Below are 21,318 nucleotides of genomic sequence, written 5' to 3' on the forward strand. Positions count from 1 at the left end.
CGGATGGAATGAAGACTACTTACTAAAGGTGCTTGATATAAAAGTGTGAGTTTGCTCTGAGGAAATCATCCACTTACAACATCAATTGACTTATATGGATTCTCTAAAGGTTCTGCTTATGAGCGATTGTGCCAATTTGGATGGAGAGCTGGCCAAAAATTTGAATCAGTTGAACGAGAGCCAGAATGTTATTTTTGCAAAAATCCGAGATTTTGAATCTGCCCTTCAGTTTAATAAAAACATAGAAGTGATGGATGGTTTTATCGCCCAGCATCAATCCAAATCAAAATTATTGTCTCTATATATGATGATATGAATAGCGATTGGCTTGGGTTTAAGAATCCTATATATCATTTTTAAATAGCAATTAAAGTATACTAATTAAAAAAATAGGTTTTGATAAGCGATTGAATGCATCCGCATACTTCTCGATTATATAATGGTCTTAATCAGAAATAATGGTATCTCATTTAAAAACTAATAATACCTGATATTAGTTTTTAAACAATTCAGAAAGAAGATCTATAACACAGGCCATAAAAAAGAAGAATATTACATTTCACCATTTTTTATATTGATTATATTCTAGGCCTAGAATAATGTTTAAACTGGTGATTAATAATGATTTGTCAATTACAATTTTTACAATCTGAGTTTCAACCTCAGTGCTTAATTCCATAAAGAATGCACCCTTTTTAAACCTGATACCTAAATAGTTTGTAGTTTTAAGCTATTCTTGTTTGCATAAACAACTTGTATGGAAGAACCAAAGAAACACCTCAGAAGGATATTCTTATCTTTGCTCTATAAAACACCAAAAATGAACTTCAAGACTTTCTTCATAATCATCGGGATTCTGGTTTCTATTACTGCCATTCAAGCACAAAAAAAAATAGGCTATATTTTGGAAATGGATTCAGTGATGAAGCATCAATATTTGGGATTATCTTCTTTTCAGAATTTCTCGAATATCTATTCTATGCCTTTTGAATTGCAAAACTTTGCAGATGATATTACCCATCGTGTTTTAGGGAATTCTGACTTTGTTCTTGTTAGATTAGAGGAGACTATCTATCAAAACTATTTATTGGAGGAGTCGAAATTATCCAGAAAAGAGAAAAAGGTTTTTAGAAAAAAATGGTTGGACGAGCTGAAACAAGAATGGGGTTTAGATGGTTTTATTTTGCTTCAATCTGCGCTTTTGGATCCTTATCAGCAAGAAAATATTACTGTGGAAATGGGAAGAATTGGTTTTATTCAGGGAAATAATCAAGCCTTTATCAGAGTTTATCTACAAATGGATGTACAAGTCTTTACTCCAGATAAAGTGATACATATAAAAGCCAAGACTAAATATTTGAAAAAGAAAGGCTTTCCTAGTTTAAGGTCTAAAAACACTCGATTCACTAAAGAGGAATTACTACAAACTGAGGAAGTATATCAATCTCTTATTCAACTACAATTGGAAGAAATAAAAGAAAGCAAAAGCTATATTAAATTTCTAGAAAAACTCTAGAACTGATTGATTCATGACAGCTAAAAGCTACCTTGTTCTATTTGGAAAATAGACTTGAGTTTTTCTTTAGAATCAACATTAGCGATTAAAAGCAGATAATCTCCGTTCTCTATTATTAATTCATGAGCAGGGTTTTTAAACAATACTCCTCTGTGAAATACTCCAAGTAAAACACAATGGTATTTTTGTTGTAAATCATAGAAAATCCAATTATAGTCTTTGCCTATATAGTCGTTTCCTTCTATAATTTTAAACTCCATAATATCAAAATCATATTTTCCTGTATCGGAGGACATAATATCCTCAGTAAGTATGGTTACTTCTGGTTCGAAAATATAACTCGCCACTAATTTGGCTGCAATTTCATTCTGAGTTCGATTATTAAATAATTGCCACAGAAAGCCAATTATGCATTAGGTTTATATTAATAATCATGCAGTTATAGCGGTTTATATCAAAGTAATATTAAGTAAAAGATGTTGTATTATTGCCTTTTCTACTAGTGGATTTCGATAATTAGCCCCTCTATTTCCCCAAATTTCATTGAGTTATCCCGATAACTCTTCATAAATTCGTGTCATATATGAGCTAATTATCTGAAAATGTAGCCTAATACAATGTCATACTGAGGTTATTAGTTAATTTACTAATAAAAAAAGCCATAATTGCCAAACTACTTAAAACAAAGGTGACACCTATATTTTTTCCAATAGGTGTAATGGGGTAACATCACCATAACCGATAGTAGAAATAGTAACCAGAAGGTAGCAGATAGCATTCCAAATATTTTTAATGGAAGAGGCTTCTTTATCGCTTTCTACTATGACTAAAATCACTAATAGTACGAAATACACCAAAAGAATAATGGGATAGATGATTCTCTTTTTCATCTAATATTTAAATTAAGGGCTATGGTTTATGAGCCAAAAGATACAAAATAATCAAATCCTAAGTATTGAATATGATAGGTTTAAAAAACACTTCTTCTTATTGGAAAATTATTTAAGCTCTTCCTTATAAGGAATAGAGGATTGTGCCCCTTTTCTGGTTACAGAAATCGTAGCTGCTTTATTGGCTATAATAATGGAGTTTCTTACCCATAAACCTTCTGATATTCCTTGGGCTAAATAGCCATTAAAAACATCTCCTGCAGCGGTGGAGTCTACTGCAGATACGCGAATACTTGGAACCAAAATAGATTTACCTTCCTTAGAACTATAATAAGCTCCTCTTTGACCCAAAGTAAGGATGACTCCTTTATTCACTTTTTCGAGAAGCATGGTGGAAGCTTTTTTTATAGTAGCATCTGTTTTTGGGTTTACACCTACCAAAAAATGTGTTTCAGATTCATTAGGAGTAATATAATCTACATTCGCCCAGATTTCTTCGTTTAAATACTTAGCAGGCCCTGGGTTTAAAATGGTAGTTACACCATGTTTTTTAGCCATTTGTAAGGAAAACAATACTGTTTCCATGGGGATTTCAAGTTGAACCAAAACCACATCGGCTTTGGCAATCACATCTTCAGCCTTTTTAATATCTTCTATGGAGAGTTTGTGATTGGCACCTGGTGCTACCATAATAGAGTTCTGTCCGCTTACATCACCCACCATAATCAAAGCCACTCCAGAAGGTTCTTTTTCATCAACAAAAATATAGTCTGTAGAAATTTGGTCCTTTTTATAATTCTCAATGGCCTCTCTTCCAAAATCATCATGACCAACTTTAGCTATTAAACTCACCTTTCCTCCTGCTCTAGCTGCAGCAACGGCTTGATTTGCCCCTTTTCCACCAAAGTGAATATTAAAACTAGTTGCTAATCTGCTCTCTCCTGGTACCGGAAGATTTGGTGCACATGCTACCATATCTGTATTTATACTACCTATAACTACAATTTTCCCCATAAGGCTTTATTTTATTTCCTTTGTAAAAATACTTTAATATGATTCACTTCTCTATCGCAATACTTGTCCATATTTTTCCTAGAGACTAAATATTTGCTCAACTTCTGACTGGTAGATACCATTGGAATATCGTTGATACTGATGACTCCAATTACATATTCCGACATTTTATTAAGAGGCTTGAATACGTAAGTTACCAATAACCTTTTATCCTGAAAATAGAGTTCAATGGAAGCTTCCCCTTTTTCATCGAATTGCGAAGGCACCAATTTGGGTTCCAGAAGTAAATCTCCTTTTAAACCTCTTACTCCAAACATTTGGCTCGTCAGACTCAACATCATCCATGCCGAAGAACCAGTTAGCCAGGCATAAGATCCTCTATCTTCTGGCTCGAAACAAGATGGAATACCAGGGAATATTTTTGAATGTCGAGAATTGGTGGATAAATGAAATACATCATCTAAAACTTGATTGGCTTTTTTGGAGAATCCACGCTCATATAAACCATAGGCTAGCATAATATTTTGCTGCATCCATTTGCTACCATGCTCTTTATGCCCATAGGCAAAACCTGAAATACGGCCTACATTTAAATCTAATTCTTTAAATGGTCTACAGATTCTGAGTCCTTTTTTTCCTTTATCTTTCAGTAATTCTTGAACCGCATTTAGTATTAAAGGGACGCGCTCGTCTGAAGCTGCATTATTCATGATAGCCAGGGCTTGTGTGGTTAAGTCAATTTGAGTTTTGTCCTTTTTCACACCATCAATAGCTTGACCGATATTATCATAATGTCCATTATAAAAACCAGCATTATCAGCATATTGCTTCCATTCTTTATCTTGAATGTGAGCAAATATATGAGCCGATTTGGCTTCCAAATCTTCTCTAAGACTTATAACACTAATGCTTACTTTTTTTCCACTAATTTGATGTTCTACAGCGGAGAAATATTTATAAACACAACGTTCTTTATCTTTTATCTGTCGATAATCGAGGCTTTCTTGATCTGCTAAAGTATCAAGCAATGGGAGTATTTCTTTGGCTAATTTTACTTCTGAAATTCCTTTTTCTTCAAGGAGGGTGAGCCATTGAGCCATTAAGCGTAAATTGTTTCCATAAAATGCATGAAAACCAACCGTTTCGCCTCTCTCTCGAGCCATATCATAAGTATCGTTCCAATCGGCGCCTTCCAATTGCAATATATTATGTTCTCCCACAGAATAGAATCCAGAAAGTTGCTGGAGTAATAAATGCTCAAGAACGCTTCCATTATATACTTCCTGCTCTGCATTTAATTGCTGATTGCCTTGGGAAATATCCCATTGTGCATCTATTCCTTTGCTTCGATAGATATATTGGTCTTTCCAATAACAGAGGTCTCTCAATAATAAATCGAAGTCACCAGTTTGGTGCATATAAAAGTTGACTACAAATACAGGCCATGCTCCATGATCGCTCCAGGAGCGGGCAACATCATTTCTATCTGCAATAAACTCTCCAGGCTCAGAGCCTATAATAGTGGCATTGGAGCCATCCATTCTAATACCTTTGAAATTGTTTATAATTTCATTTTTAGCACTAATAGGATCTACTAATAAAACAGAAAGTAAATCTTGCCAAAGGTCTCGCCAGCCTCTACCTCCTCTGCCATAGCTAAAGTCTGGCAAAAATGAATTTCCTAATTCTTGATTTGCTTTTACTTGATAGATGACCCATTTGGCCCAATTGTCGAAATTAGAATCGGCTGTCGAGAAACGAATTCTATTGGTATATTTCAGCCAATAAGATTTAGTCTCCTCTATGGCCTGATTTATCTTTTCCTCATCGCCATATTTGGATATCCACTTCTGTGATATTTTATCGTCATCACTGATTCCTTGGATGATGATAAAGCTAGTTTTTTTATTGGGTTTGATTTCAATATCAGAAAAGCGAAATGCACCAATAGCTTCAAAACCATCCACATCTCCAAGTTCATAAGATGGTGCATTTAGCTTTTTGAAAACGGCCTCAGGGTTATCCAAGCTTCCACCCTCCCCTATAAAATCGCTCATCTTCAGCCAAATATGATTGGGTTTATTACCTTCCGCATCGGCACCTAAAACCATATAACTGGTATGATTTGGGGAATGTCCATTTTCATCGTGGACTATATTTGCTTTAATTCTTGTTCCATGCTCCTCTTGAAAGATTCTTTGAAACATGGTGGTTACTTGTCGATGATCGCGAACATTATCGGCATGTCGGCCAAAGAGTGGAAGGGAATAAGTAAGATCAAAAGTTTTGGCTACCGTATCATTATTCTCTACTTCAATATGTATGAGCTCTACTTTGTCGTCTGTAGAAGGAATAAATACCTTCAAGGTACAGGCCAATTTGAGCACTTTATTTCTTCGTGTTACTGCAAATAAACCAGGTTGAGCATTTACTTCGGATTCATCAGGATTTAGCGTCCATTTGTTGGCTTTTTGCCAAGCAGATACTCCTGTTGCAGACCAAGGTTTTTCACCTTTTAAGCTAATCCAGCAATTTCTAGAAGCTACGGTTTTGCTAATATCCTCAGTCACTAGAGGAGGGTTTAAATAATGACTAAATGAGGAGCAAATATCTCCTTTTAAATCTGGGCTTACCCAAGACTTCATTCCGGCAGAATTCATCAAAGGGAAATATAACCTTGATAAATAATCGGCCTCAGGTGCTATAAATGCACCACTTTCATTATCGCTAAATGTCCATAATGGCCCTTGTTCTATCCTAGCTAATTTACCCCCAAAGGTTTTTTTCTTCATCTTTTTTTCCTCCAATAAAAAAGGAATATTTGCCGAGGCCTTATTCCCAATCGCATCACCTATATAGAAATGGTATTTATATACCAAAATGATGACGCATCAAATTTAAGGATATCTAATGATATTATTGGTATGAACGAAGACGATTATTCCATGTTTTCTGCTTTTTTTAATCTTCTTCAACAAAATCTATCTTTTCTCTTCTGGCTTCTAAATCTTTTTGCATGATTAAACATGTTTTATGATCGATGCTATAAAAGAAGAGTAAAATAGCCGTGGACATATAGAGAATACCTGGAAAAACAGAAATCATTAGTTTGATTCCAGTAATTGAACTTACCGTTTGCTCCACATTGGGTTCAAAATGGTAGATGGCCAAAATCCAACCAGCCAAAGCTCCACCAATTCCCCAACCTGCTTTTTGCGCAAAAGTAGCTGCAGAAAACACCAAACCTGTTGATCTTCTTCCAGTTTTCCATTCAGAATAATCTGCGGTATCTGCTAGCATAGTCCATAATAAAGGCACTGCAGGTGCATAGGTCATTTTTGCTAGTATATTTAAAACATATATGCTGATTATATTATCGTTTCCAGGAATATAAAGCAGCATAAAGAACATTCCCGATATTAAAGAGCTGGCTAAGAACACATTTCTTTTACCAAAACGCTTGGCTAATGGTTTAGAGAAGGGGATGGCAACGATTAAAGCAATGGTTCCAATGACATTGAATAATTGCACATCAGATTCATTTCCGATATAGTATTTAAAATAGTAGGCAATCGTAAGGTTTTGCATGGCAAACATCACAAAAGAAATGATTCCCACGAAAAACAGAATAACCCATGGTTTGTTCTTAAAAAGATTCTTTAAATCCTCTTTGAGATTTTGTTTCTGACCTTTGGGTGGTTTCACTCTTTCTTTGGTGGTTTTGAAAGTAATCATGAATAAGGCAAAACTGATGAAGGCAAATAGGGTTAAAGTATATTGATAACCTAAAGCAGTATCACCTTGCCCAAAATACAAGGCCAAAGTAAGTGCTGTACCAGTAACCACAAGCTGACCTATAAATGCAAAAATAAAGCGATAAGAGTTCAAACCTGCTCTTTCATAAGAATCAGAGGTCATTACTGCACCTAAAGAGGAGTAAGGTAGATTGATGGCGGTAAAAACGGTCATCAATAGGAAATAAGTCACCCCTGCATATATCACCTTACCTGTTGGGCCTAAATCCGGGGTGGAGAATGTCAAAACCGCCAATACGCTATATGGTAAGGCCATCCACAAAATATAGGGACGAAACTTGCCCCAACGGGTATTGGTTCTATCGGCAATAATGCCCATAAGTGGATCACTAATCATGTCCCAAACTCTAGCAATTAACATAATAGTTCCTGCTGCTGCTGCAGAAATACCAAAGGTATCTGTATAAAAAATGAGGATCCAAAAACCCACCATATCCCATACAAAATGAGAAGCAGTATCTCCTAATCCATATCCAATTTTTTCTTTTAATGATAATTTTGTTCCCATGTTTTTAATGCTTCTTGGTTTGACTCAAATAACTTTCTTTTACGGTAAAAAAAGCCAACTTCTTATTTCTATTGATATCTAGAATTCCCCAATATTCTTCATTTGGACTGCCATCATAGGGTATACCACTGCTATTTGGCGCCCATCCTCCGGGATCGTATTGCTCGTTATTTCCTGCTTTCCATAACTCATCTATAAAAGCAAAAAGAGTGACTCCTGAGCATATTTCTTGATTTCTAAATGTAGCTTCTAGTATTTTTGCTGTGGCATCAGCTTGGGCTTGCTCATTAATACCTGCTTCATAACCTGGCTTTTCTACAGTCATATAACTATCTGCACCAGCTTCTGAAAGATACATGGGCTTAGAGCTTATGGCCTTCCATTCTCCAAAAATGCTTTCTGGATTGTCCCAACGATAAACATTCATTCCCCAAACATCGATATTGGGGCAAGTGGCCAAAGCTAAAGAGTCAGGTAATTCCCCATGGGCTGTTGCAACAGGATGATTTGGATCCTGCTGATGAATGAGATCTGCTGCCGTATTTAAAGCAATATACCAGTTTATCATATCTCCTTCGAACCATTCAGGATGGTAATTATACTCATTTCCCAATTCCCATAATAAGATGGCGGGATGTGCTTTATACTTTTCAATATAGTCGATAAATGACCCTGAAAGAATATCAAAATATCCCTCTTGATTATAGCCAAATCCAATGATTACTTTTATTCCTGCTTCATGAATTTCATCTAACACCTTTTTGTCATCCAGCGGAGCATATAGCCTTATGGTATTGATACCAGCTTCTTTCATTAAGGATAAATCTTCCGACAAATGACCGAAATCTCTATGATTGCTTCCTTTAGGTACTGGGTGATAGCAAATACCTTTGATGAGGTAAGACTCCTCATTCACTAATATTTTATTTCCTGAAATCTTTATTGCATCATCTGTCATTTGGTTATTACAGGAAGCCAAGACGATAGTCATGAATAGGATTATAAAAGTTCTCATCATTTTAGTTTTTATCCTTATTTAAAGATGGAATCATTAGGGTTTGTATGGCTTGAGCACTAATTTGAATGTCAACCGAATCTTCACCAAGCATTAAATGAATGCTTTTGGCTTCTGTTTCCATATTTAAAAGTACTATGGCAATAGTTCCATCTGGGTTTTGTGCTGCTGTCATCATCAAGTTTTCGTCAGTGTTTTCAAAACCAATACGAACGGCATCGGGGCGAATAAACCGACTAAAATGAGCCATGGTGTGATAGAGCGGGGTGAAGTATACCTCATCTTTTTCGGGGTCGACAATGACTGGAGCTGTACACCAATTCTTAAACCAATTAGGACCTCCTTGTCTATCTAAAACCATATTCCAGTCTACCCAACCATCTACCCAGTTGTTCATGCAACCAATAATATCACGAGCATATCTGTAGACTGGAACGTATTTAGGATGGTGGTGTTTTTGCTCTTCAGAAGCCCAATCCCATCCCCAATCGGTGGCTTCTTTTGACCAATACCAAGCATCATCTTTCCAATGTGGTACTTCTGCATCTACACAAGCTTCTGATTGAATAAGATATTTATTGGGTGCTAATTCATGAGTCAGATTCAAAGATTTAGGGAAATAATTAAAAGTACTGGCATACCAATGAATGGCAAAGCCATCGAAGTATTCTGATGAAGCTTCGTCTTTATAGATGGTTTCGGCCCACTCGATTAACTCGTCTCCACGATTTTGATCGTAGGCTAGAATTTTCACATCATGACCCTCCTCTTTTAATTTTGGGCCCATATAATTGTTTACAAAGTCTAGCATTTCTTCTGCTGAGAAATGCATACTTTCCCAGTTATTTCCATTTCCAAGAGGTTCGTTTTCTACAGTGAGACCCCAGATTTCTATTCCTTCTTTTTCATAAGCCTTTATGTATTTTGAGAAGAATAGGGCCCAAGTATCATAATATTCTGGCAATAATTTTCCACCCACATAGCTGTCATTGTCTTTCATCCAAGGTGGGGCGGTCCATGGAGAAGAGATGATTTTGAAACCATCCTCAGAAATAGCCATGGCTTCTTTAATCATGGGGATGATATCGTCGCGATCTTCTTCTATGGAGAAACTTTTGAGTTCTTTATCACCTTTTAGAGGAGCATAGGAATAATTAGATATAGAAAAGTCGCAGGAGTTAATATGAGTACGAGTTAATGAGTATTTAGCACCTTCTGATCCAAAATAAGCTTCTAATATAAGTTCTCTATTTTCCTTGCTAAGCTGATTGAGTAAATAGGCAGAAGATTCAGTAAATGAGCCTCCAAAACCAGTGATGGTTTGAAATTTATTTTGCGGCAATATCTTAATATTTATGGCTTCTTTGTTTTCTACAAACTCAGTACGTTTTGTGAGTTGATTTCCACTTGCTGAGGTTTCGTATACCTCCACGGCTAACTTGTTGGAGTCAACTTGACAACTGGATAAAGCCATAATAATAAGGAGTTTTAAAGTGAGTTTTATAGCTTTCATAATTCCTGATTTTATTTTCCTTTAATGAGATACTTTTCCACGACGTGCAATTAAGGCTTTTCGTATTTCATGGGCTTTTCCTTCTGTAATATCATATTTCCAAACTATCACTATGGCCATAAGAGCTGTAAGTATAGGAATAATAATATCAGCAATTCTAAGGTTGGTTAAAGTGTCCACTGTTTGTTGATCTACAGATTGGTCGAAACCCACAAAAGACAAAACAATACCACTTGTAAGTAGCGCCAATGCTGTTCCTAATTTTACCATCCACCAGTAAACTGCTCCAAACATTCCTTCCCTACGTTCACCATTATTTAATTCATCTAAATCACAAACATCAGCTGTCATTGACATCATCAAGGTAAACAAACCACCTATTCCAAAAGATAGGAAAGGGATAGGCATAAACATTAACCAGGGATTTTCTGGGTTGAATCCCCACCATTTTAAGCCATAACCAATAATAGAAATTAGTGTTGCGATAATGAAAGCATTTTTCTTTCCCATCTTTTCAGAGATTTTAGTGACAATAGGAATGACGAGTACAGCAGTAGCAATTGCACTTATGGTTCCGAACCATGCAGGCCAAGTTCCAGATGCTACTTTATCACCATCAAAGAGATAGTAAACAATAATAAACATGGCAAATTGAGCGACTGTTTGGAAGCCATTAAAAATTAAGAATGTAGCTCCACAAAGCTTCATGAAGGGTTTGTTTTTAAGGGTCAATTTTATCCCTTTTACAAATTCTTTGGTGTTTGCTGCTAAATCTTTCATTGATAAATTCACCATTTTACTGTCATCTGGAGCAACTCTTTCTTTGTTGAAAAGAGCAGGTAAGATTCCAAGTATCATGCAGGCTCCACCAACCATAATAGATAGTATTCTTGCACCTTCGGGAGCAGATTCAAATATAGTTGGATCATAGATAATCACCCAAAACCATGGAGCAATCATCCAGGCAATTTGTCCCATCCATTGCGAAACAGCCATTAATCTAGTACGCTCATTATAATCGGGAGTCATCTCATAACCCAATCCAATTAATGGCGTAGCAAAAATGGTATAACCGATATAGAAAAATACGGAAACAATTAAAAAGTAAAAGAAATTATAGGTCTGAGAATTCTCAGGGTTTAATTGCCACATGATCATAAATGCCACTCCAGTAATCACACTTCCTATGAAAATATAAGGTTTTCTTCTTCCCCATTTCGATTTGGTATTATCTGAAATAAAACCCATAATAGGATCGGTAAGTGCATCTAAAAGCCTTGGAAGAGCACCCAGCAAACCTGCTAATATTGGATTCATATTTAATGACATCACCAGCACCACCATAAACACTCCTAATGCTGCTGGAAATAACTGATTTGCTAGATGTCCTGAACCGAATGCTAGTTTTTGTCCAAAGGGGACTATGTCTTCTTTTGCTGTTTTAAAATGTGCCATAGGATTAGTTTTACGAGTTTATTATTATAGTTTATTGCATCACTTTTTTAGGTTTTCTATCAACCGTATATAAGCCCCAATGTTTTTCGGCTCCCATCATATTTCCAGGTTCTCCTTTCCAATCTTCGTCAAAAGCCTCGAACCAAAAAGAGGTGATATTCATCTCCTTAGACCATTGCATGAATTCTTGATAATACTGTAATTGCTTTTCTTCACTAGCACGCTCCCCAAATTCTGTAGCTATGGTAGCCCAACCTGCTTCAGTTATTACTATTCTGGCATTAGGTAGTGTTTTTCTAACTTCATTATAATTCTCTATGGTAAAGGACAAGCCTTCGTTGATGTCTTTCCCTTCCCAGACAGGATAAATATGTAGAGAAACAAAGTCGACAGCCTTAGCTAACTCTATACCATGCTCTGCCCACCACTTGTAATTATCGGCTACCGTCACCAACTGTGGAACCGACTTCTTTACTCTTTTTACATAGGAAATAATGGTATCCGTTGCTACTTTATGATCATTCCAATCCACTAAGGCTTCGTTTCCGACGTTGATGGCAATAATGATGTCTTGGTATTTATCAGCCAAAGCAATGGCCTTTTCAATTTCTAAAAGATTGAGCTCTTTATTTGCTGCCAGCTCTTCTTCAGGAATGGGTTCTGTTAACCAAGAACAGGTTTCGTGGGCACTCAATTCGGCTTGAAGCCAAATGCCCAGCATCACTTTGATATCAATATTATTCTCCTTGATAACTCGCAAGGTCAGTTCTGAATTCTCGCCACTATCATATAATCGAATTAAATGAAAATCGGCTTGCTCAGAAATGATTTTCAGGTCCTCAAGAACCTCCTCATAACTTGGGTTTACAGCGCCATCGCCTCTGTCTGGATGTTGTCCACTCCTAAAGCCAGAATAGCAAACAGCTTTTGAAGTTCCCATTAGGAGAGCCTTTGTAGTTTGTTTAGTCATTATAGTTGAGTGCTTAGATTCGCTCATATTTTGTTGGTTTTGCTTGTGTTCGGTCTTACATGAAAATAGCGCTAATAAGCTGATTAATAAAATGATTTGTGTTCTCATGATTCTTCCTATTATTGCTGTTTTCATTTGTTTGTTATTTATTCTGCTCAAATTTTGCAAGAGCTGTTGTAAAGGTCATTGAGCTTGTCGAAATGGCCATAGTGACTATGGATTTTATTTGTCGCTTCGACAAGCTCAACGACCTCAGCTTAATCGGATTTGCAATCCGATTGTTATCTATATGCGGATTACAAATCCGCATAAGCTTGTCCTTATTTTTTAATATTTCAATTTTTCATCAGTATTCCAAAGTCCCCAAAATGGTCCCACATCACCTTCAGAATCTATTTTCCAAGATTCATCGAATGAAGAGAAATAGAATAAGTCAATATCATCTTCTCTTGACCATGCCTGTGCATTCAGATAATAAATCAAAGCATTGATTTTGGAGGGCTGTGCACCATGAAGCTTTTCTCCTTCGTTGGGCCATCCTGTTTCGGTGATGATTACCTTTTTACCTTTAGCTACTTTTTTAGCTCTGGCATACATATCCTTCATATAAAGTAAGGAATAATCTATGCTACAGCCTTCCCAAAAAGGATAACAATTGGCTAAAATCACATCACAAGCATATGCAATTTGAGGATGGTTTTCAAACTCGTAATACGCGTCAACATATCCCACTGAAATCTCTGGAATTTCTTGTTTTACTCTATTGATATAATCTAAAAGTTCTGTTTCTGTTAAGTCTCCTCTATACAAGACTTCATTTCCAACCACAGCAATATCAACATGGCCCTCTTTAGCCATTTCAATAAGCTTTGTTATTTCCTTTTCGTTTACTTCTTTATCTTCCCCTAACCATGCGCCTACTAGGGTTTTTAGTCCCATTTCATGCGCTATTTGAGGAATCATTTCGTTGCCTTCGGTACAAGAAAAGGATCTGACCCACTTGGTATGAGGCTGAATAATTTCTAATCGTCTACGAATTTGTTCTTCGCTCAATTGATCACCAGGTTTTTGCCCGTTTACATAAGGACTAAAACACATACCATGCATAGGATCCTTTAGACTCTCATGAAATAAAGAAATGATTTCTTCTTCTGTTTTGTGTAGGGCATTTACACCTGTTAAGGCCCATATTTTTTTGCTATTAAATGACATTATTATTCTATTTAAAAAATACTTCTATTAACTTAATATCGCCAGTTCTTTTAAAAACCAATTGGCTGTTCTCTTTGCTTATTTCATCACCTTTTATGGATTCCATAATACCATTATCAAAAGTGATATCTATCTTTTGTTCTGTATTAAAACTATAAACCACAGGAACTTGACAGAAGGTGAAAGCAATTTGATTTTTATTTAACTCTAAAGAGGAGGTTTCTCCATCTAAGCTCAAAAATTCAAAGGATTGCTTATCTTTTAATATCTCCTCATCGTTTAATAAGGAAGGATTAAATACCATTTTTCCCTCTTCTATAAGAACACCCATTTCGCCAATTCTAGAAATAAAATCTTCTTTCACTTGGCCTGTTAATCCGGGTTGTTTTACTCCAGCATTTAGTGGGGTATGAGAGTAAGCATCGGTAGGAAATGCTCCGTATAATTCTGGAGATTTATATAAACCAATACCGGCTTTAATTTCATAATAATGCTGCTTTAATTCCCCAATGGTTTCTTTATCTTCACCATCCTCAAGAGCTTTCATATAGCATTCCTGAGTAGCCAATAATAACTTTGAAACCATGTGCCAATAAATGGATCCTAAGCCCTCGTATCCATAAAAAGTACCAGATCTTCCGGTAAAGGATTTATGGTCAAATATTTTCTCATAAATACCTAAAATGAATTCTTTCTCCTCCTCAACCAAATGACCATAATTACCAATCCTCAAATTATTCAAGGCATGATCGAGTGCTTCAGCATTTCTAAAAGCACTATTGAAGTGGTAATTATTTAGGTCATCAACTTTGATGATGGAGGTTTCTTGATTCTCTACCAGTTTCTTTAGTAATACTGACTGTTCCACCATCACTTGTGGAATATTATTTTTTTCGTTAAATCGAGGAAGTTCTCGATTAGGATATAGCATATAGCTATATTGGTCTTTTCTATAAATGGCGCTTTTCTTCAAAGCATTGAGCACTTTTAAACTCTCTTTTACAGATAGAAGTCCTGAACTCAAAATGGCTACTTGTCCTTCCAACATCTCATAAAGGTTTCTGACAGAAATAGAATCCTCATGGAAAGTGATGAGATTATAAGCATGATATAAACCATCCTCTCGTTCATTCTTTTTGATGCTTTGATCGATATGTTTTAAACATACTTCACAAAAAGAACTCATTTCTTTTGTAGAAATCTTCTTTCGTTCGCCAGAAAATGAGAATTGATAAATCTCGCCTCTGAATTTACTATGGGCTTCACCCAAAGCATCAGTCATCTTCTTCCTGTCCTGATCCTTAAAGCCATTTTCTAAAACTGCTTGTCCTTCATCAAAAACTTGATGGATACTGCTAAATAATCTGGCTAATTCTTCCGAAACACTGATGCTTTCATGTTTAGAATCCTCAAATTTACCTTTCCAAAATTTCAAGAATCTTCTGAGGTGATATAGGGTAACCATTGAAGTTCCATTGCCTACCAAGGCATTATTGGCATCGTTCCATTCTGGGCGTTGTGTATTCAACCAGATACCAGCCTCAGGAATGAAATTACTCATTTTTGAAAGCAAGGTGGCTAATATCTTTTCGGTAAAGTTTACTTTGTAAATCTGAGAATCTGATTTGGATTTCAATAATTTAGCATCGGCACCCAAATATTCTACTTCTGCATTTATTTTTTCATTGAGTTCTTTATTAAATAAAACCGTGTCTTTTGGATTTTTTACAATTTCCTCATAAGGTTTTATTTGGTAGGGAACATTGGCATAGGTGAAGATTTCGCTGGTGAGCATTTCATCTAGTTTTCCAGGATGGAAATTATTCGAAAGCTCCAATAGCTTTTGTAAGTAGATGATTTGATGATCGCCCCAATAGCCAATATACGCCCAAGGATCATCCGGATTTGGAGATTCCCAATCTATGCCATCGCGCATAATACGATAGGGGTTATAACCATCAATGGTGGAGGCGTTTACAAATTTACTGATGATACCTTCAATAAACTCTGGGAAAGAATAGGTGAGCGCTTCCCAGTTTTGAAAAATATCGCGCCAGTTGCCTTGATAGTTATATTTAATACTACCATCCTCATTTTGGGTCTCCACTGAAAACTGATTCCATGGGCGACTAGGATCACCATGACGTCGGCTAAAGGTTAGCGGAAGGTATTCGTTGACGATTCTCAACAAATCAGCATTGTTTAATTCCTCTGCCTTTGCTAATAAATCTAAATATGAAATATCGTCTGCCAAACTTTCGAGCCAGGACTGATGTTCCTTAAAAAGCAATTTATTGATTTGCCATAAATACTGCTTGAAATCATTTGCCTTTACCATATAATTATTGATAAAAACTCCTCCACGCATAATATTAAATAGGGTATTGGAATAATGACGTGCCCAACATAAATCGGTATTGGTCATCTGAAAACCATCTGCATACGACACCATCTTCTTAAGGTTTTGGGTTCCCTTATTGATGTCCTCAAATATTAAATCCTCAATAGAGGTGCCGCTGCAAATAATTTGTTTCAAATTTGATACTTGAGTAGTATCGAGATTGATCTCAGCAATGGTAAACCAATCCTTCTTTGTATTTTGTTCTAATTCTATTTCATCATTTATAAAATAGGCTCCTCTGGACGCTCTGATATCGAATTCCGATTCCAGTTTTAATCCCTTTTTAAATTTAGAAATCTGCTTATCCGAAACTAGGATCGTGCTTTTCTTGCTAGATCCAAATGACCAAACAGCGGTAGCTTTTAAAGCTTCACTGGGTTCTGCTCTATCCACAGGAATGGAGCTCAGCATGAATAAGCCAAGCGTACTACCTTCAATCAATTCATTTTTCTTATAAGCATCCAAAAGATTGCTGTATGCATTTTGGAAATCATAATCTACACCATAGGGGAGTATGTTTCGCAATCCATCCAGAACTTTAACTTTTACATTTTCTTTATCATGATTAAACAAAGTGGATCTTTTCACAAAGCCAAATTGCTCACTATTATACCATCCATATTGAAAACTAAGTCCTAAATCATGATTTATCTCTTCAAAAATGAGACTGTTCCCATAAATGCTCTTGTATAGGTTTCTGCTTATATTATAGAATTTTGGTGATTCGTCGGTAAAAGGTTCCCACAGAGAATTACGATTGTTTTTCTCCACCAAGAAATAGGATCTACTTCCTGTTATGCCTTTATAATCATGAATTTTATCATCGGTATAATAGGGGAATAAGGAACTATTCCTGTCTTTTCTTCCAGCTGACAATGAGCCATTGCTAGATATAAACATCCAATGATCGGAATTACTCACTATGCTGATAAAGAAATCTGGCATTTCGTGATAATTCTGAATTTGGTAATATTTCTCACCGTCAATTTCTACAAATTGACCAGAAACATTTCCTTTGTTAGATGTTATTTCACTGTTTCCGATATATATTTTATCCATATCGATTTTATTTTTCTGGATTTTTAATATGATTTCTTAATTGTTATTCTTTAACCAATTGTTTTTCTAATTCTTCCAAAGACTTTCCTTTAGTTTCAGGTACTGCTTTTAATACAAATAGTAAACCTGCTATGGCAAACAAGCCATAGATAAGGAAGGTGATGGAGCTACCTAATACTTCTAATTCCCAAGGAAAAACCAATTGAACCAAGAAGCTGGTCATGGAATTTAAAAAGCCCACAAACGATATGGCAATAGCTCTAATGGCATTGGGAAATAATTCGGAGAATAAAACCCACATCACAGGCCCTATGGAAACCGCGAAGGAAGCCACAAAGGCTATAATGCCAAATAGAATAAAATTGGCATTCAATTGTATGGAAGATTGCATGATTTGACTTTCTGATTTTTCGAAAGTCTTGGCATCAATAATATGTAATAATGCTTCTTTAAATTCCTCCTCCGATTGATAATTTACACCTAATATTTTATCAAATTTCTGAGTAGAGATATTCTCCTTAGTCATTTCTGTTAATGTCTTTTCTGTAATGGTATATTCTGCGGTGGAAAACCCATAAGATAATACCAACATGGAGATGGCAATACCCAACATACCAAATATCAATAATGGTTTACGTCCAAATTTATCAATCATTCCTATGGCAACAATGGTAAATACGAGATTGGTGAGTCCAACGAGAATGGCTTGAGAGAATGCGGCATCGGTTCCTAAACCTGTTTGTTCAAATATCATAGGTGCATAGAAGAATACAGAGTTGATTCCAGTTATTTGTTGCAGAACTGCAAGAACCACCCCTATCATTAATACGGTACGTACTGAGGGTTTAAAAATATCCGTCAGTTTTGCTTTAGCCTTGTTTTTATCAGCATGAAGACTTTCTTTTATCACTTTTAGGTCTTGGTGGGCTTGCACAGATCCAACAGATGCTTCCATTATTCTAATGGCATCTTCCTCTTTTCCTTTCATAATTAACCATCTTGGGCTACGCGGAACTATGAAGAGGGCAAAAAAGTAAATAATAGCAGGTAGTGCTTCTAAACCCAGCATCCAACGCCAGTTATATGCATCAAATTGCAAGGCTTGTGCCCATGAGGCATCAGATTTGCCCCATTGTAAAATCAGATAATTAGTAAAAAATGCAGCAGAAATACCAATCACAATGTTTAATTGATTGAAAGATACCAAACGGCCGCGCATGTGTGGAGGAGCGGTTTCGGCAATATACATAGGGGCAATAATTAGGGAAGCTCCAACTCCAAAACCACCAATCATTCTAGCGACCACTAAAAACCAGAAGCTGGGAGCCAGAGCAGAAAGAATAGCAGATAAAGCATAGATGGCAGCTGCAAAGGAAAGAATCTTCTTCCTTCCGTATCTATCGCTTAAAGGACCAACAAGCATCATGGCTAAAGTCGCAGTAAGGGTAAGGGAACTAACAGCCCATCCTAATTCTAATTTAGTTAAGCCGAACTCTGGTTCAATGAATTTGACTACTCCAGAAATAACCGAAGCATCGAACCCCATTAAAAAGCCACCAAGGGCTACAATAAGAGAGATTAAAACTACATTTCCACTTTTTTGCTTCATATGTCCTTTATTTCCGATAGATTTTTTAGTTAAATTGCTAACAAATCTAAAGAATTTGTTTTGAATGAGGATGTGAAAGAGGGGTTATCTAAAAAAGCAATTCTCTGTTCATTAGGCGGACCGATTTGAATACTTAAAAATATTCAAATCGCAAAACAACCAAAGTGCTTTTTAGACATCCCCACGATTTCAAATAATTATCAAATTATCTTTAATGTTTAATGAATTTTGAATGATAAATTTTACCATCATTATTCTGAGAATAAACAAAATATACTCCTTTTGAAAGTTTACTTATGTTTATTGTTAAATCTGATGAAAATGATTCAAAAACCACATTCCCTGTAATTGAATATAACTTAACATCGCTGCTTCCAATTGGAAGATTGATGAAATTTAAAGCTGGATTAGGATATACTGCAAATTCAACTTGCTCTAATTCGTCAATAGAAACTCCGTTTGCTAGAAATTCAACATCATCCCAAAAATAAGTTTGCTCACCTGCCTCTGCTCCAGTAATACCGAAGTTGAAGAAAATACTGGCCTTATTATAGTTATAATCGAAGTTGATTGCAGCAGTACCTGTAGCTTCATTGCTAAAATCGAAAACTAAAACTTCCCATGCTTCTGCTACGGTTGTTAAAGCTTCTGTTTCAACAGACATGGTTGGCTCATTGGCATCCTCTACTTTTAGTCTAACTGGAATTCCAGCTTCTGGAGACCAAACAGCAACAGACATATAAGTTAAATCTGAAGTAAATGGAATTGGATTTGCAAATCCTGCATTACCACCAACAGTTGTTCCTGCCCATAATTCAGCTCCATCAGTTTTAATGGATTGAACAATCATATTTCCTGCATTATTAGGGTCTTCAATAATTGATGATGCATTTCCGCCAAAATCAATTAAACCATAGTTAAGTTCTGCATCATCAAAAGTAATAGGAAGGTCGATTTGAGTTGGAGGAGGTCCATTTTGAAAAGCAGGTCCTTCTATATCATCAATATAAAAAGTGCTTTCCACTGAAGAATTAATATCAAAGAAAATAACTATTTTATTATAAATTCCAGTTTCTCCATCAGGAAAGTCATAACTCAGTTGGACCCATTCTCCAGTAGTGGTTACATCAACAGCTACTTCTGTAAATGCTCCATCAGCTGATTCAAGTTTTAATAAGGTTTGACAAGCAATAGGAAAATGCCCTTTAACTTGAAAAGTTGTTCCAGTTGTAAAGTCAATAGTACCATCTAATTCCAAAAACATATGAGCCCATTGTTCTCCAGATCTTACCCATTCACCTACATTTGCGCTAGTATTAATGCCACTGGCATCGGGGTTTGCTATTAAGTTGGCAACATTTGGCCAACCAGCTACTGTTACATTTTGATTCGCATCAAAATCATTATAAATATACTGTGCATTAACTGTGATAATGCCAATAACTAAAGCTAAAATTGTAAAGATTTGTTTCATAATATTTAGTTTTTTGTTTAATAATTTATTGATTGTTTAATTCTTAAGTTGGAATACTTTTACCTCCTCAACCTCCATCACTTGAGGAAAGGTTTGTTCATCGATACCTTGCACATTTCCCCATGCTCCTCCAACTGCAACATTTAAAAGCAGATAAAAAGGTTTGTCATAAGGCCATTTTGATTCTCCTAGGCCTTCATTTTCATAAGTTAAATAGAGTTGATCGTCCACATAGAATTTCAAAACCTCTGGTGACCATTCCACCTTATAAGTGTGAAATTGTTCATGTACCTTAGAAATGGGAACGGTATTGGTTTTCTGTGAGTTTTTTTGCCATTGATAATCCTTGGAATGTGCTGATGCATGAATCACTCCCAAGTCATGTCCCACATGCTCCATGATGTCAATTTCACCAATATCTGGCCAATTTCCATCATTAAAAGACCATCCTCCGGGCATCATCCAAATGGCAGACCAGGTGCCTCTGGCTTCCGGAAGCTTTGCTCGTACTTCTATTTTACCATATTGCCATGCAACTCTTGACATGAGTCTAGCAGAAGTAAATTCTTTTCCTTCAAACTTTTCTTTTCTAGCTGTAATTTTAAGTTTACCATCCTCTACCCAAGCATTGTCTTTATCCATTTTGGTATAATGCTGTGCCTCATTATTACCCCAGCCGGCAGAGTTTCCTTCAGTATCATAGTCCCATTTTGTGGAATCAGGAAGGCCAGAATAATTAAAATCATCTTGCCATACTAATTTCCATTCACCTTCATTTTTAGATGGAGATTTTGGATTTGAATCACAGTTTGTCATGAGCATTCCTATAATTAATATGACTAGAATTTGTAATACTGTTTTCATCAT

16 protein-coding genes are annotated in these 21,318 nt (G+C 36.0%); 2 read left to right on the forward strand and 14 right to left on the reverse strand.

Features of this window, described 5'->3' with window-relative positions:
• The first annotated feature begins 118 nt into the window (after positions 1–118).
• A complete protein-coding gene (locus tag HNS38_RS07850; protein ID WP_172283564.1) occupies positions 119–316 on the forward strand; it encodes a hypothetical protein in 198 nt (65 codons plus the stop codon).
• 504 nt (positions 317–820) lie between these two features.
• Positions 821–1,516: a hypothetical protein gene (locus HNS38_RS07855; protein WP_172283562.1), complete on the forward strand. Its 696-nt coding sequence runs from the start codon at positions 821–823 to the stop codon at positions 1,514–1,516.
• A gap of 20 nt (positions 1,517–1,536) precedes the next feature.
• Here the strand turns inward: HNS38_RS07855 and HNS38_RS07860 are convergent, their stop codons facing one another.
• From HNS38_RS07860 to HNS38_RS07925, 14 genes are all read right to left on the reverse strand, one after another.
• Positions 1,537–1,863, reverse strand: coding sequence for a hypothetical protein (locus HNS38_RS07860; protein ID WP_172283561.1), 327 nt, complete (start codon positions 1,861–1,863; stop codon positions 1,537–1,539).
• Positions 1,864–2,211: 348 nt separating this feature from the next.
• Positions 2,212–2,406 carry a two pore domain potassium channel family protein gene (locus HNS38_RS07865; RefSeq protein ID WP_172283559.1) on the reverse strand — a complete coding sequence of 65 codons (195 nt, stop codon included), beginning with the start codon at positions 2,404–2,406 and terminating at the stop codon, positions 2,212–2,214.
• Positions 2,407–2,514: 108 nt separating this feature from the next.
• The gene (gene rbsK, locus HNS38_RS07870) at positions 2,515–3,420 is read right to left on the reverse strand and encodes a ribokinase (RefSeq protein ID WP_172283557.1); all 906 of its coding nucleotides are present in this window, start codon (positions 3,418–3,420) and stop codon (positions 2,515–2,517) included.
• 11 nt (positions 3,421–3,431) lie between these two features.
• A complete protein-coding gene (locus tag HNS38_RS07875) occupies positions 3,432–6,212 on the reverse strand; it encodes a GH36-type glycosyl hydrolase domain-containing protein (RefSeq protein WP_172283555.1) in 2,781 nt (926 codons plus the stop codon).
• A 169-nt stretch (positions 6,213–6,381) separates the two neighbouring features.
• A complete protein-coding gene (locus tag HNS38_RS07880; protein ID WP_172283553.1) occupies positions 6,382–7,743 on the reverse strand; it encodes an MFS transporter in 1,362 nt (453 codons plus the stop codon).
• A 4-nt stretch (positions 7,744–7,747) separates the two neighbouring features.
• Positions 7,748–8,758: a glycoside hydrolase family 2 TIM barrel-domain containing protein gene (locus HNS38_RS07885; RefSeq protein ID WP_172283551.1), complete on the reverse strand. Its 1,011-nt coding sequence runs from the start codon at positions 8,756–8,758 to the stop codon at positions 7,748–7,750.
• Positions 8,759–8,762: 4 nt separating this feature from the next.
• Positions 8,763–10,271: a glycoside hydrolase family 30 protein gene (locus HNS38_RS07890; protein WP_172283549.1), complete on the reverse strand. Its 1,509-nt coding sequence runs from the start codon at positions 10,269–10,271 to the stop codon at positions 8,763–8,765.
• A gap of 21 nt (positions 10,272–10,292) precedes the next feature.
• A complete protein-coding gene (locus HNS38_RS07895) occupies positions 10,293–11,726 on the reverse strand; it encodes an MFS transporter (RefSeq protein ID WP_172346250.1) in 1,434 nt (477 codons plus the stop codon).
• A 31-nt stretch (positions 11,727–11,757) separates the two neighbouring features.
• On the reverse strand, positions 11,758–12,831 hold the full coding sequence (locus HNS38_RS07900; RefSeq protein WP_172283545.1) for a glycosyl hydrolase family 17 protein: 1,074 nt from the start codon (positions 12,829–12,831) through the stop codon (positions 11,758–11,760).
• A 192-nt stretch (positions 12,832–13,023) separates the two neighbouring features.
• A complete protein-coding gene (locus HNS38_RS07905) occupies positions 13,024–13,908 on the reverse strand; it encodes a glycosyl hydrolase family 17 protein (RefSeq protein ID WP_172283543.1) in 885 nt (294 codons plus the stop codon).
• Between the two features lie 7 nt (positions 13,909–13,915).
• Positions 13,916–17,368, reverse strand: a complete 3,453-nt coding sequence (locus HNS38_RS07910) for a hypothetical protein (RefSeq protein WP_172283541.1) — start codon at positions 17,366–17,368, stop codon at positions 13,916–13,918.
• A gap of 43 nt (positions 17,369–17,411) precedes the next feature.
• Positions 17,412–18,977 (reverse strand): sugar porter family MFS transporter, encoded by a 1,566-nt coding sequence (locus HNS38_RS07915; protein ID WP_172283539.1) that lies wholly within the window; start codon positions 18,975–18,977, stop codon positions 17,412–17,414.
• 211 nt (positions 18,978–19,188) lie between these two features.
• The gene (locus tag HNS38_RS07920; RefSeq protein WP_172283537.1) at positions 19,189–20,451 is read right to left on the reverse strand and encodes a T9SS type A sorting domain-containing protein; all 1,263 of its coding nucleotides are present in this window, start codon (positions 20,449–20,451) and stop codon (positions 19,189–19,191) included.
• A 36-nt stretch (positions 20,452–20,487) separates the two neighbouring features.
• Positions 20,488–21,315, reverse strand: a complete 828-nt coding sequence (locus HNS38_RS07925; protein ID WP_172283535.1) for a family 16 glycosylhydrolase — start codon at positions 21,313–21,315, stop codon at positions 20,488–20,490.
• Between the last annotated feature and the right edge of the window lie 3 nt (positions 21,316–21,318).

It is taken from the genome of Lentimicrobium sp. L6 (genome assembly GCF_013166655.1).
Lineage (GTDB): Bacteria > Bacteroidota > Bacteroidia > Bacteroidales > UBA12170 > UBA12170.